This is a genomic window from Rodentibacter caecimuris, assembly GCF_010587025.1.
Classification (GTDB): Bacteria; Pseudomonadota; Gammaproteobacteria; order Enterobacterales; family Pasteurellaceae; genus Rodentibacter; species Rodentibacter caecimuris.
In genome coordinates this window covers 1,577,992-1,591,695 of the sequence record NZ_CP040863.1, presented here as the reverse complement: position 1 = coordinate 1,591,695, position 13,704 = coordinate 1,577,992, and the positions used below count along the sequence as shown (strand labels likewise).

General features: G+C 42.5%; 11 protein-coding genes. All 11 read left to right on the top strand.

What is annotated here, in order from left to right:
* Window positions 1-30: 30 nt before the first annotated feature.
* The 11 genes from FEE42_RS07915 (at window position 31) to rpoB (ending at window position 13,602) form a co-directional block, all read left to right on the top strand.
* Window positions 31-1,959, top strand: a complete 1,929-nt coding sequence (locus FEE42_RS07915; RefSeq protein WP_135969394.1) for an ABC transporter ATP-binding protein — start codon at window positions 31-33, stop codon at window positions 1,957-1,959.
* A gap of 2 nt (window positions 1,960-1,961) precedes the next feature.
* On the top strand, window positions 1,962-2,504 hold the full coding sequence (locus FEE42_RS07910) for a DNA topoisomerase family protein (RefSeq protein WP_164028091.1): 543 nt from the start codon (window positions 1,962-1,964) through the stop codon (window positions 2,502-2,504).
* The gene (tsaC, locus tag FEE42_RS07905) at window positions 2,501-3,052 is read left to right on the top strand and encodes an L-threonylcarbamoyladenylate synthase type 1 TsaC (protein ID WP_135969392.1); all 552 of its coding nucleotides are present in this window, start codon (window positions 2,501-2,503) and stop codon (window positions 3,050-3,052) included. The genes FEE42_RS07910 and tsaC overlap by 4 nt, the downstream gene beginning before the upstream one ends.
* 3 nt (window positions 3,053-3,055) lie before the next feature.
* Window positions 3,056-3,874, top strand: a complete 819-nt coding sequence (gene aroE / locus FEE42_RS07900) for a shikimate dehydrogenase (RefSeq protein ID WP_135969391.1) — start codon at window positions 3,056-3,058, stop codon at window positions 3,872-3,874.
* Window positions 3,871-4,419, top strand: coding sequence for a DNA-3-methyladenine glycosylase I (locus FEE42_RS07895; protein WP_077494305.1), 549 nt, complete (start codon window positions 3,871-3,873; stop codon window positions 4,417-4,419). Before aroE ends, FEE42_RS07895 begins: the two co-directional genes overlap by 4 nt.
* Window positions 4,420-4,466: 47 nt before the next feature.
* Window positions 4,467-6,809, top strand: a complete 2,343-nt coding sequence (gene lptD, locus FEE42_RS07890; protein WP_164028089.1) for an LPS assembly protein LptD — start codon at window positions 4,467-4,469, stop codon at window positions 6,807-6,809.
* A 56-nt stretch (window positions 6,810-6,865) separates the two neighbouring features.
* Window positions 6,866-7,612, top strand: coding sequence for an MlaA family lipoprotein (locus FEE42_RS07885; protein ID WP_164028087.1), 747 nt, complete (start codon window positions 6,866-6,868; stop codon window positions 7,610-7,612).
* Window positions 7,613-7,676: 64 nt separating this feature from the next.
* On the top strand, window positions 7,677-8,066 hold the full coding sequence (locus FEE42_RS07880) for a RidA family protein (RefSeq protein ID WP_135969388.1): 390 nt from the start codon (window positions 7,677-7,679) through the stop codon (window positions 8,064-8,066).
* A 287-nt stretch (window positions 8,067-8,353) separates the two neighbouring features.
* The gene (gene rplJ, locus FEE42_RS07875) at window positions 8,354-8,845 is read left to right on the top strand and encodes a 50S ribosomal protein L10 (protein WP_059368646.1); all 492 of its coding nucleotides are present in this window, start codon (window positions 8,354-8,356) and stop codon (window positions 8,843-8,845) included.
* A 54-nt stretch (window positions 8,846-8,899) separates the two neighbouring features.
* The gene (rplL, locus tag FEE42_RS07870; protein ID WP_059368645.1) at window positions 8,900-9,271 is read left to right on the top strand and encodes a 50S ribosomal protein L7/L12; all 372 of its coding nucleotides are present in this window, start codon (window positions 8,900-8,902) and stop codon (window positions 9,269-9,271) included.
* A gap of 302 nt (window positions 9,272-9,573) precedes the next feature.
* Window positions 9,574-13,602 carry a DNA-directed RNA polymerase subunit beta gene (gene rpoB, locus FEE42_RS07865; RefSeq protein WP_164028085.1) on the top strand — a complete coding sequence of 1,343 codons (4,029 nt, stop codon included), beginning with the start codon at window positions 9,574-9,576 and terminating at the stop codon, window positions 13,600-13,602.
* The last annotated feature ends 102 nt before the right edge of the window (window positions 13,603-13,704 follow it).

Here is a 13,704-nt window from a genome sequence, read left to right as displayed (position 1 = left end):
AGCCAAAATTAGAGACATACCTTAGAAAAAATGATTGTATTTAGTAATATTTCCTTAAAACGCGGGCAAACGGAATTACTTGAACATGCCAGCGCAACCATTAATCCAAAACAAAAAGTCGGCTTAGTGGGAAAAAACGGTTGTGGTAAATCTTCCCTATTTGCCTTATTGAAAAAAGAACTTCAGGCGGAAGGCGGAGAGGTCACTTACCCCGCTAATTGGGCGGTATCATGGGTGAATCAGGAAACACCAGCATTGGAAATTTCTGCCTTAGATTATGTGATTCAAGGGGATCGTGAATATTGCCGTTTACAGGCAGAACTTGCTCAAGCGAATGCGCGCAATGATGGCAACGCCATTGCACATATTCATGACAGGCTGGATGCGATTAATGCTTGGACAATTCAATCCCGCGCAGAAACACTGCTGCACGGATTGGGTTTTACACAAGCTGAGACCACGCATCGTGTAAAATCTTTCTCCGGCGGTTGGCGAATGAGATTGAATTTGGCACAGGCGTTGCTTTGTCCGTCAGATTTATTATTGCTTGATGAACCCACTAACCACTTAGACTTAGATGCGGTTATTTGGCTTGAACGCTGGTTGGTGAACTATCAAGGAACGTTAGTATTGATTTCTCACGACCGTGATTTTCTTGATCCTATTGTAAATAAAATTTTGCATATAGAACATCAAAAGCTAAACGAATATACCGGGGATTATTCTTCTTTTGAAGTTCAACGAGCCACTAAACTCGCCCAACAAGCGGCAATGTATCGCCAGCAGCAACAAAAAATTGCCCATCTGCAAAGCTATATTGATCGCTTTAAAGCCAAAGCTACGAAAGCAAAACAAGCGCAAAGCCGTGTGAAAGCCTTGCAGAGAATGGAGTTAATTGCGCCGGCTTATGCGGATAATCCTTTTACATTTACTTTTCGTCCTCCCGTTTCGTTGCCCAATCCGTTGGTGATGCTTGAACAAGCCAGTGCCGGTTACGGTAAAGGGGAAAGTGCGGTTGAAATTCTGCGTAAAATTAAACTCAATCTTGTGCCGGGTTCGCGCATTGGATTGCTGGGTAAGAATGGGGCGGGAAAATCCACCTTGATTAAACTTTTGGCACAAGAGCTAACCGCACTTTCCGGTATGGTACAGCTCGCGAAAGGGGTTAAATTGGGCTACTTCGCCCAACATCAGCTTGATACTCTCCGCGCGGAAGAGTCCGCTTTGTGGCATATGCAAAAACTTGCACCGGAGCAGACAGAGCAACAACTGCGGGATTACCTCGGTAGTTTTGCTTTTCAGGGTGATAAAGTCAATCAGCCCGTTTCCTCTTTTTCCGGTGGCGAAAAAGCGCGGTTGGTTTTAGCATTGATTGTGTGGCAACGCCCGAATTTACTGTTATTGGATGAACCGACCAACCATTTGGATCTTGATATGCGGCAGGCCTTAACGGAAGCGTTGGTGGATTATGAGGGATCGTTGGTCGTGGTATCGCACGACCGCCACTTATTACGCAATACGGTGGAAGAATTTTACTTAGTCCATGATAAACAAGTCGAACCCTTTAAAGGCGATTTAGAGGATTATCAAAAATGGTTGATGGAACAAAATAGCCAATCTTCTACAAGATCAGTAGAAGAAAATACAGCGACAGAAACTGCTCATTCCAATCAAAGTCGCAAAGAACAAAAACGTCGAGAAGCCGAATTGCGCCAACAAACCGCGCCGCTTCGGAAAAAAATCACGCAGTTAGAAGACAAAATGAATACCTTGACCGAACAGCTAGCGGAAATTGAACACAGCCTGGCGGATTCCGCACTTTATCAGGTAGAAAATAAAGAAAAATTGACCGCACTTTTAGCACAACAGGTGGAGACCAAAAAAGCCTTAGAAACTGTGGAGAAGGATTGGATGGAGGCGCAAGAGACATTGGAAGATATCGTATCGAATGCGGAGTGATTATGACCGAATCCCTTTTTCATCATACAAAACAACAAGAATACTGCCCGAAGTGCGGTTCGATTTTACAGATTAAACAGGGCAAAAAAGGGCTATTTCTTGGTTGCAGCGGCTATCCGAAATGTGATTATTTACGCCCTCTACAACGTATGGAACATAAAGTATTGAAAGAACTGGATGAGGCTTGTCCGCAATGCGCTAATCCGTTACAGTTGAAACAAGGGGCGTTCGGTATGTTTATCGGTTGTAGTGATTATCCGCAATGTGATTTTGTCGTACACGAAGAACAAAAAACGGCAGAAAAAATCGCTTGCCCGCAATGTCAAAAGGGGCATTTGGTTGCCCGTCGCGGGCGACAGGGGAAAACATTTTATGGCTGTAATGATTTTCCTCACTGCAAATTTTCTTTGCCGGCTAAGCCCTATGAAATGCCTTGCCCGCAATGCGGTTTTCCCCTTGCTTTATTAAAAAGTGAAAATGAAAAAGGGCAACAAATGCAATGTGCGAATAAAACTTGCCGCCATATTTTTGAGATTTCCAAATGACTTTACAACAAATTGTCGCCCGTTTATTACAAGATCAAGTTGTCGCCTATCCCACAGAAGCCGTATTTGGGTTGGGGTGTAACCCGTTCAGTGAAAGTGCGGTCAAAAAATTACTCGATTTAAAACAACGTCCTATGGAAAAAGGATTAATTTTGATTGCACCGAGTTTGATATTTTTACAGCCCTTTATTGATCTTGCAGGGGTGACAGAAACACAAATGGCGAGGCTGACTGCCCGTTATGATCGCCCGATCACTTGGGTTGTGCCGGCAAAATCGGATGTTTCCCCCTTACTTACCGGAAAATTTAACACAATTGCGGTGCGTTTAAGTGATCATCCGGCGGTAAAAGCGTTATGCGAGGCAACAGGTTTTGCATTGATTTCAACGAGTGCAAATTTAACCGGTGCGCCTCCCTGTCGGACAGGGGAGGAGGTGCGGTCGCAATTTGGCGAGGATTTTCCTGTCTTAGATTTAGCAGTAGGCAAAGCGAAAAATCCTTCTGAGATTTGTGATTTGATGACTAACCAATTGTTTAGACAAGGATAAGATATGGATTACTATGCGGTGTGGGGCAATCCCATTTCACAAAGTTTATCGCCGTTGATTCAAGGCAAATTTGCGACAGAAACCCAACAAGCGATGAGCTATGAGGCAAAATTAGGCGATCTTGATACCTTTGAGCAACAACTTGCCACATTTTTCTCTCAGGGGGCAAAAGGCTGTAATGTAACCGCACCTTTTAAAGCCCGAGCCTATCAACTTGCCGATGAACACAGCGAGCGGGCGAGACTTGCGCAGGCTTGTAATACGCTAAAAAAATTAGCGGACGGTCGGCTTTATGCTGATAATACGGACGGCATTGGTTTAGTGACGGATTTGGAACGTTTAAATTGGATTAAACCGAATCAGCGTACTTTGATTTTAGGCGCCGGTGGCGCAACTCAAGGCGTATTATTGCCCTTATTGCAAGCCCGACAACATATCGTGCTAGCCAACCGCACTTTAGCAAAAGCGCAAGCCTTGGCAGAAAAATTTCAGCCTTACGGCGAGATTCAAGCGGTGGCGATGGAGACTATTCCTGTTCAACCTTATGATCTGATTATTAACGCAACGTCTGCAGGGTTAAGTGGAACTACCGCGCCTGTCTCGGCGGATATGATTAAATTGGGACACGCCTTTTATGATATGCAATACGCCAAAGGATCAGATACGCCATTTATTACTTTTTGTAAAAGTTTAGGCTTGGTGAATGTGAACGACGGATTTGGAATGCTGGTGGCGCAAGCGGCACATTCATTTCATTTATGGCGGGGCGAGATGCCGAATTTTGCGAAGGTTTATAGCGAACTCAAAAAGGAGATCCTATGACAAGATGTTCGTGGGCGGGCGATTTGCCGATTTACATTGCTTATCACGATAACGAATGGGGTAAGCCGGAATTTGATAGCCAAAAATTATTCGAGAAAATTTGTTTAGAAGGGCAACAAGCGGGCTTGTCGTGGATTACGGTGTTAAAAAAACGTGAGGCGTATCGGGCGGCATTTCATCAATTTGATCCCGAAAAAGTGGCAAAAATGACCGCACTTGATATTGATGCTTGTATGCAAAATACGGGGCTGATTCGCCATCGTGCTAAATTGGAAGCCATTGTTAAAAATGCCAATGCTTATTTGGCGATGGAAAAGTGCGGTGAAAATTTTAGTGATTTTATTTGGTCGTTCGTCAATCACAAACCGATTGTGAATGATGTGCCGGATTTATCCGTTATACCGACTAGAACCGATATATCCAAAGCGATGTCAAAGGCATTGAAAAAACGCGGTTTTGTATTTGTAGGTGAAACCACTTGTTATGCTTTTATGCAATCAATGGGATTAGTCAATGACCATATAAATGATTGTCGTTGTAAATGATCTTCCAGTATAATCGCTCGGATTTTATCGATAAAAAGAATTAAATTATGAATAAAAAATATACTTTAATTTCGCTTTCTATTTTGACCGCACTTTATAGCCAAACGGCTTTAGCGGATTTACGTTCGCAATGTTTGCTAGGCGTGCCAACGTTTTCCGGTGAGGTAGTGTCAGGGAATCCAAATGATTTGCCTGTCTATATTGAGGCGGATGATGCGGAAATTAATCAGCCGACAAGCGCAATTTATAAAGGAAATGCGGATCTCAAGCAGGGAAACCGTCATCTGATTGCCGATTCCGTAGAAGTGAAACAAACCGGTGAAGGCAAGGCATTGCAACGTTTCGCTTATGTGCGTGGCGGATTTGATTATAAAGACGATCAAATCAATATGTTGGGGCAAAATGCGGATTTTAATTTAGAGTCGAAAGACGGTAATGTGACGGAAGCCGATTATCAGCTAGTCGGGCGTCAAGGTCGGGGAAAAGCGCAAGAAATTGAATTGCGTAATAATACCCGTGTGATGAAAAATGCCACTTTTACGTCCTGTTTACCGAATGATAATGCGTGGGCGGTGGATGCCTCGGAGATTCGTCAGTATATTAAAGAAGAGTATGCGGAAATGTGGCACGCACGCTTTAAGGTACTTGGCGTACCGGTATTTTATACGCCATATTTGCAACTCCCTATCGGTGATCGTCGTCGTTCCGGTTTATTAATCCCAAGTGCGGGAAGTTCGAGCCGTGATGGGTATTGGTATTCCCAACCGATTTATTGGAATATCGCACCGAATTATGATGCGACCATTATCCCGAAATATATGTCGCACCGCGGTTGGCAATTAAACGGTGAGTTTCGCTATTTAACACCGGTTGGTGAGGGTAAAGTTGCCGGTGAATATTTGGCACGTGATCGCTATGATGAATACTATGGCGAGAATCGGAAACGCCATCTTTTTTATTGGAATCACAGTTCCTCTTTCCTTCAAAATTGGCGTTTGAATATTGATTATACGCGAGTAAGTGATAAACGCTATTTCACGGATTTTACGTCTGACTATGGCAGTAGCACGGATGGTTATGCCAACCAATATGCACGTATTGCTTATTACCAGCCAAATTACAATTTCGCTATTTCTGCACGCCAATTCCAAATCTTTGATGAGGTGGATATCGGGCCTTATCGTGCCATGCCGCAAATTGATTTTAACTATTATAAAAATGATTTAGCGAATGGTTGGTTAGACTTTAAGTTATTCTCACAAGCAGTACGTTTTGATAATGATAGTAGCCTTATGCCAACGGCTTGGCGTTTTCATCTTGAGCCTAGTTTAGCCACGGCAATGTCGAATAAATACGGTAGCTTGAATATTGAAACCAAACTTTATGCCACCCATTACCAACAGAAAAAAGGAAAAGGAGCCGGTGCGGAAGAGGTGGAAAGTCGGGTAAATCGGGTTATTCCACAAATTAAAGTGGATTTACAGACCGTTTTAGCACGGGATACCACATTTTTAAAAGATTATACGCAAACCTTTGAACCGCGCGTGCAGTATTTATATCGCCCGTATCGCAATCAAAGCAATATCGGCTCAAGCCGTACCAATGATTATTTGGGGTATGGTTATGATTCCTCGTTGGTTCAACAAGATTACTATTCTTTATTCCGTGATCGCCGTTATAGCGGGTTAGACCGTATTGCTTCGGCTAACCAAGTGACGTTGGGGGGAACCACCCGTTTTTATGACAGACATTCAACAGAACGTTTTAATTTCTCTGCCGGACAAACTTATCACTTAACCGATTCCCGAATTGACAGCAATCCGGCAAATAGTACGCAACGTTCTTCTTCCTCTTGGGCGTTAGAGTCAAATTGGAAACTCAATGATAACTGGAACTGGCATGGTAGCTATCAATATGATACCCAGTTGAAGAAAACCTCATTAGTCAATACCAGTATTGAATATAATCCGGAAAGAAATAATTTAATTCAGTTAAATTATCGTTATGCGAGCCAAGCTTATATCGACCAAAACTTAGGGCGATCCGCCAATGCCTATAATCAAGATATTAAACAGTTAGGCTTGGTTGTGGCTTGGGAAGTGACGGATAATTGGGCGGTGGTCGGAAAATATTATCAGGACTTAGCCTTGAAAAAACCGGTAGAACAGTATCTTGGTGTGCAGTATAACAGTTGTTGTTGGGCTGTAGGTGTCGGGGCTAGACGTCATGTTACCAGCCGCCAAAATCAAGGGCAAGATGAAGTGCTGTATGATAACAGTATCGGTGTGACCTTTGAATTACGCGGTTTAGGCACGAATGATCACCAAAGTGGTATTCAAGATATGTTGAAAAAAGGTAAGTTGCCGTATATTAAAGCGTATAGTTTATAAGCATAGGCTTGCTCTACATTATCTTAGGAATGAGGTTTTTGCTTAAAGGATATGTTATGAAAAAACAACTAATATTGACCGCTCTTTTGGGGGCGATGGTATTAACCGGCTGTGCAACCAAGCCAAATGGAGAGCGTAATGATCCAATGGAAGGGTTTAACCGTACCATGTGGGATTTTAACTACAACGTCGTGGATCGCTATGTGTTGGAACCGGCGGCAAAAGGTTGGCGTGATTATTTGCCTAAGCCACTAACAAAAGGGCTTACTAATGTCGCGAATAATTTGGATGAGCCGGTGAGTTTTGTAAACCGTATGATTGAGGGCGAACCTAAAAAAGCCTTTGTGCATTTTAATCGTTTTTGGATTAATACCGTATTCGGTATCGGCGGTTTATTTGATTTCGCCAGTGCGAGCAAAGAATTACAAGTCTATGAACAACGCGGATTTGGTGAAACATTAGGGAGTTATGGGGTTGATGCCGGTGCCTATATGGTTCTGCCGCTTTATAATGCGACAACCCCGCGTCAATTAACCGGTGCAATTGTAGATGCTGCCTATATGTATCCGTTTTGGGAATGGGTGGTGGACGGTCCTTTTTCACTGGTTAAATATGGCGTTCAAGTGCTGGACTCCCGTGCGAAGAATTTAGATAACGCGGAATTGTTAAATCAAGCGCAAGATCCTTATGTAACTTTCCGTGAAGCTTATTTCCAAAATTTGGAATTTAAAGTCAATGACGGAAACGTAAAAGAAAGTTCACAGAAAGAACTTTCTGATGATGTGTTGAAAGAAATTGATTAATAAAAAGTGCGGTTAATTTTTACTGCATTTTTCTCTATGAAAGATAAGAAAAGGAGAACTGACTATGACAAAAATTATTCATACCGAGCAAGCCCCTGCCGCAATCGGCCCTTATGTTCAAGCGGTCGATTTAGGAAATTTGGTTTTGACTTCAGGCCAAATTCCGGTGAATCCGGCAACGGGCGAAGTGCCGACTGATATTGTGGCACAAGCCCGTCAATCGTTAGAAAATGTAAAAGCTATCATAGAACAAGCCGGTTTAAGTGTAGCGGATATTGTAAAAACCACCGTATTCGTGAAAGATTTAAATGATTTTGCTGTGGTGAATGCGGAATATGAGCGTTTCTTTAAAGAGAATAATCATCCGACTTTTCCAGCCCGCTCTTGTGTGGAAGTGGCACGTTTACCAAAAGATGTCGGGTTGGAAATTGAAGCCATCGCGGTAAGAAAATAATATAGGGCGCAGTTTTGGATCTTTTTTCGCCAAATAGCTTTACAAGAAAAAGGATTCACTTTATAATCTTGCGCCTTTGTTATGGCTTTAGGCTATAACCTCATTTCTGGTTGGTGCTTGACCTATTCAAGCCCCGTCCAAGACCGTAGGGGAGCAATCTTAATCATCCTACGTAGATGGTGTACAGAATAAGAATTTTTCTTGCTTCTGGGCACCGAAGTCGTCCTAATTTTAGATTAGGTAAATTAATTCCGAGCAATCGGAGTGTATTCAGGAGCTAAAAGCCAATGGCATTAAATCTTCAAGACAAACAAGCAATTGTTGCTGAAGTAAATGAAGCAGCCAAAGGTGCACTTTCAGCGGTTATCGCGGATTCACGCGGTGTAACTGTTGAGAAAATGACTGAATTACGTAAAGCAGCTCGTGAATCGGGTGTAACAATGCGTGTGGTTCGTAATACTTTATTACGCCGTGCGGTTGAAGGCACAGATTACGAATGCTTAAAAGATACGTTTGTAGGTCCAACACTTATCGCGTTCTCTAATGAACACCCGGGCGCAGCTGCTCGTTTGTTCAAAGAGTTTGCTAAAGCAAACGATAAGTTTGAAATTAAAGGTGCCGCCTTTGAAGGTAAGATTCAGGATGTTGAATTCTTAGCAACATTACCAACTTACGAAGAAGCAATTGCACGTTTAATGGGCACAATGAAAGAAGCAGCGGCAGGCAAGCTTGCTCGCACTTTTGCAGCATTACGCGACAAATTACAAGAAGCAGCTTAATTTCTAAGCGTTTCTTACTTCATTTAACTTTATTTATTTTAGGAATTGATTGTTATGTCATTAACTAACGAACAAATCATTGAAGCGATTGCTTCTAAAACTGTAACTGAAATCGTTGAATTAATCGCAGCGATGGAAGAAAAATTCGGCGTATCAGCAGCGGCAGCAGTAGCGGCAGCACCAGCAGCAGGCGGTGCAGCGGCAGCTGAAGAGAAAACTGAATTTGATGTGGTACTTGCTGAAGCTGGTGCAAATAAAGTAGCAGTAATCAAAGCAGTACGTGGTGCAACCGGTTTAGGCTTAAAAGAAGCTAAAGACTTAGTTGAATCTGCACCTGCAGCGTTAAAAGAAGGCATCTCTAAAGAAGAAGCTGAAGCGCTTAAGAAAGAATTAGAAGAAGCTGGTGCAAAAGTAGAAATCAAATAATTTTTGATTCTCTTATGTCCTGTTTCTCAGGCTTAATGGCTGGTGGGTTACCATCAGCCATTTTGTGCTATCAAAATAGGCACAAAAAACAGATAATAATTTTCCGTTTAATCTTATCTGTTTCCACTCAAGTTGATTATAGACGTTTTAATTTGAGTAGCCCACTACAGAAGTAAGGTTCAGAGTGCGGTTCCTGAAAACGGTGTCCATACCTTGATATGAGTTAAAATCCGGTCAAAATTGACCGCACTTTTTCTTGTGTCAGCTCAGTCTCACTAAAATTGATAGAGGAAAACCAACCAATGGGTCTCTCCTATTCTGAGAAAAAACGAATTCGTAAAGACTTCGGCAAACGTCCGCAAGTTTTAAATGTACCTTATTTATTAACTATCCAATTAGATTCGTTTGATAAATTTATTCAAAAAGATCCTGAAGGTCAGCAAGGTTTAGAAGCGGCTTTCCGTTCAGTCTTTCCAATTGTTAGCAACAATGGTTATACCGAATTACAATATGTTGACTACCGTTTAGAAGAACCGGAATTTGATGTACGTGAGTGCCAAATTCGTGGTTCGACTTATGCTGCAGGTTTACGTGTTAAATTACGTCTTGTAAGTTACGATAAAGAGTCATCTTCACGCGCCGTTAAAGATATTAAAGAAAATGAAGTGTATATGGGGGAAATCCCATTAATGACGGATAACGGTACTTTTGTCATCAATGGTACCGAGCGTGTTATCGTTTCACAATTACACCGCAGCCCGGGCGTATTTTTTGATTCCGATAAAGGTAAAACCCATTCATCGGGTAAGGTGCTTTATAACGCACGTATTATTCCTTATCGTGGTTCTTGGTTGGATTTTGAATTTGATCCGAAAGATAATCTTTATGCACGAATTGACCGTCGTCGTAAATTACCGGCAACCATTATTCTTCGTGCATTAGGTTACAACACCGAAGAAATCTTAAATTTATTCTTTGATAAAGTAACCTTTGAAATCGCCGATAATAAATTATTAATGACCCTAGTACCAGATCGTTTACGTGGTGAAACGGCGTCATTTGATATTGAAGCGAACGGTAAAGTCTATGTAGAGCGTGGTCGTCGTATTACTGCCCGCCACATTAAAGCATTAGAGAAAGATAATGTAAGCCAAGTTGTTGTGCCTACCGAGTATATTGTAGGTAAAGTGGCAGCCAAAGATTATGTAGATTTGGAGTCTGGTGAAATTATTTGTCCGGCAAACGGTGAGCTTTCTTTAGAAGTCTTAGCGAAATTAGCACAAGCAGGCTACAAGGTCATTGAAACCTTGTTCACCAATGACTTGGATTACGGCCCTTACATTTCAGAAACCTTACGGGTAGATCCAACCTACGATAAAACCAGTGCGCTTTATGAGATCTATCGTATGATGCGTCCGGGCGAGCCACCGACACCGGAATCATCGGAAGCCTTATTCCATAACTTATTTTTCTCTGCGGAACGTTATGATTTATCGGCAGTAGGTCGTATGAAATTTAACCGCTCTTTGGGGGTGCCTGAAGGTGAAGGTACAGGAATTTTAAGTAATGAAGATATCATTCGTGTTATGGAAAAACTCATTGATATTCGTAACGGTCGTGGTGAAGTGGATGATATTGACCACTTAGGTAATCGTCGTATTCGTTCTGTCGGTGAAATGGCTGAAAACCAATTCCGCATCGGTTTGGTGCGAGTGGAAAGAGCGGTCAAAGAGCGCTTATCTTTAGGTGATTTAGATGCGATTACGCCACAAGACTTAATTAATCCGAAACCAATTTCTGCAGCGGTGAAAGAATTCTTTGGTTCTTCACAACTTTCACAATTTATGGATCAAAACAATCCATTATCGGAAGTAACTCATAAACGCCGTATTTCTGCGTTAGGTCCGGGCGGTTTAACACGTGAACGTGCAGGGTTTGAGGTGCGTGACGTACATAACACCCACTATGGTCGTTTGTGTCCAATCGAAACGCCAGAAGGTCCGAACATTGGTTTGATCAACTCCCTTTCTGCCTTTGCCCGTACCAATGACTACGGTTTCTTAGAAACGCCGTATCGTAAAGTGGTAGATGGTCAAGTAACAGAAGAAATTGAGTATTTATCAGCAATTGATGAAGCAAATTATATCATCGCACAGGCAAACTCAAATCTCGATGAAAATAACCGCTTTACCGATGCCTTTGTTACAGCACGTGGTGAACGTGGTGAGTCTGGGTTATATAAACCTGAAGATATCCACTATATGGACGTTTCAACACAGCAAGTGGTATCTGTTGCGGCGGCGTTGATTCCATTCCTTGAGCATGATGATGCGAACCGTGCATTGATGGGAGCAAACATGCAACGTCAGGCGGTTCCGACTCTACGGGCGGATAAACCGTTGGTGGGAACAGGCATGGAAAAACCAATTGCGCTTGACTCCGGGGTAGCGGTTGTTGCTAAGCGTGGCGGTACTGTTCAATATGTGGATGCTTCACGTATCGTAATTAAGGTCAATGAAGATGAAACTGTAGCAGGTGAGGCGGGTATTGATATTTATAACCTCATCAAATACACCCGTTCTAACCAAAATACCTGTATCAACCAAATTCCTTGCGTGAATTTAGGCGATCCGATTAATCGTGGTGAAGTTTTGGCTGATGGCCCTTCAACCGATTTAGGGGAACTTGCGTTAGGTCAAAATATTCGCGTGGCGTTTATGCCATGGAATGGTTATAACTTTGAAGACTCAATGTTAGTTTCAGAACGCGTCGTTCAACAAGATCGTTTCACAACGATTCATATCCAAGAACTTTCTTGTGTGGCTCGCGATACGAAATTAGGTGCAGAAGAAATTACCGCCGATATTCCGAATGTAGGTGAATCCGCACTCAGCAAATTGGATGAATCCGGTATCGTTTATGTCGGGGCAGAAGTAAAAGGCGGCGACATCTTAGTGGGTAAAGTAACCCCGAAAGGTGAAACTCAATTAACGCCAGAAGAAAAATTGTTGCGTGCAATTTTTGGTGAAAAAGCCTCTGATGTGAAAGATTCTTCATTGCGCGTACCAAATAGCGTCAGCGGTACCATTATCGACGTACAAGTATTTACCCGTGATGGCGTAGAAAAAGACAAACGTGCGTTAGAAATTGAAGAAATGCAATTAAAAGAGGCGAAGAAAGATCTTTCTGATGAGTTGGAAATCTTAGAAGCCGGTTTATTTGCACGGGTTCGTAATCTTCTTATCGCAGGCGGTGTAGAGACGGCACAATTAGATAAGTTGGATCGTACTAAATGGTTAGAGCAAACCATTGCGGATGAAGATAAACAAAATCAGTTGGAACAGCTTGCCGAGCAATACGAAGAACTTCGCAAAGAGTTTGAACATAAACTTGAAGCGAAACGTAAGAAAATCATCAAAGGCGATGATCTTGCACCAGGCGTATTGAAAGTCGTGAAAGTTTATTTGGCGGTGAAACGTCAAATCCAGCCGGGTGATAAAATGGCGGGTCGTCACGGGAACAAAGGGGTTATCTCAAAAATCAATCCAGTGGAAGATATGCCGTATGATGAAAACGGTCAACCGGTTGAAATTGTGTTAAACCCGCTGGGCGTTCCGTCCCGTATGAATATCGGGCAGATTCTTGAAACCCACTTAGGTTTAGCGGCGAAAGGTATTGGTGATCAAATCAATGCCATGCTCAAACAAAAACAAGAAGTGGAAAAATTACGTAGCTATATGCAAAAAGCCTATGATTTAGGACAAGGTTCACAAAAAGTGGATTTAAGCACTTTCACTGATGAAGAAGTACTGCGTTTGGCTGAAAATCTACGTAAAGGTTTACCGGTTGCGACCCCTGTGTTCGATGGTGCAGATGAAACGGAAATCAAGGAGTTATTAAAACTCGGCGGTTTACCAACTTCTGGTCAGATTACCCTATACGATGGGCGTACCGGCGAGAAATTTGAGCGTCCGGTAACCGTGGGTTACATGTATATGCTCAAGTTGAACCACTTGGTTGATGACAAAATGCATGCCCGTTCAACCGGTTCTTACAGTCTCGTGACACAACAACCGTTAGGCGGTAAAGCGCAATTCGGGGGACAACGTTTCGGTGAGATGGAGGTATGGGCGCTTGAAGCATACGGCGCAGCTTACACGTTACAAGAAATGTTAACCGTGAAATCCGATGATGTGAACGGTCGTACGAAGATGTATAAAAACATCGTCAGCGGCAACCAACAAATGGATCCGGGTACACCGGAATCTTTCAACGTAATTATGAAAGAAATCCGTTCACTTGGTTTAAATATCGAGTTAGACGAAGAGTAATTAGGAAACTTTCCTTCTCCAAATAATGAGGAAGGAAAGAAAAATGACATCGCCGAAGTGCGGTCAAAATTCTCGGTAATTTTTAACCGCACTTTAAACTTT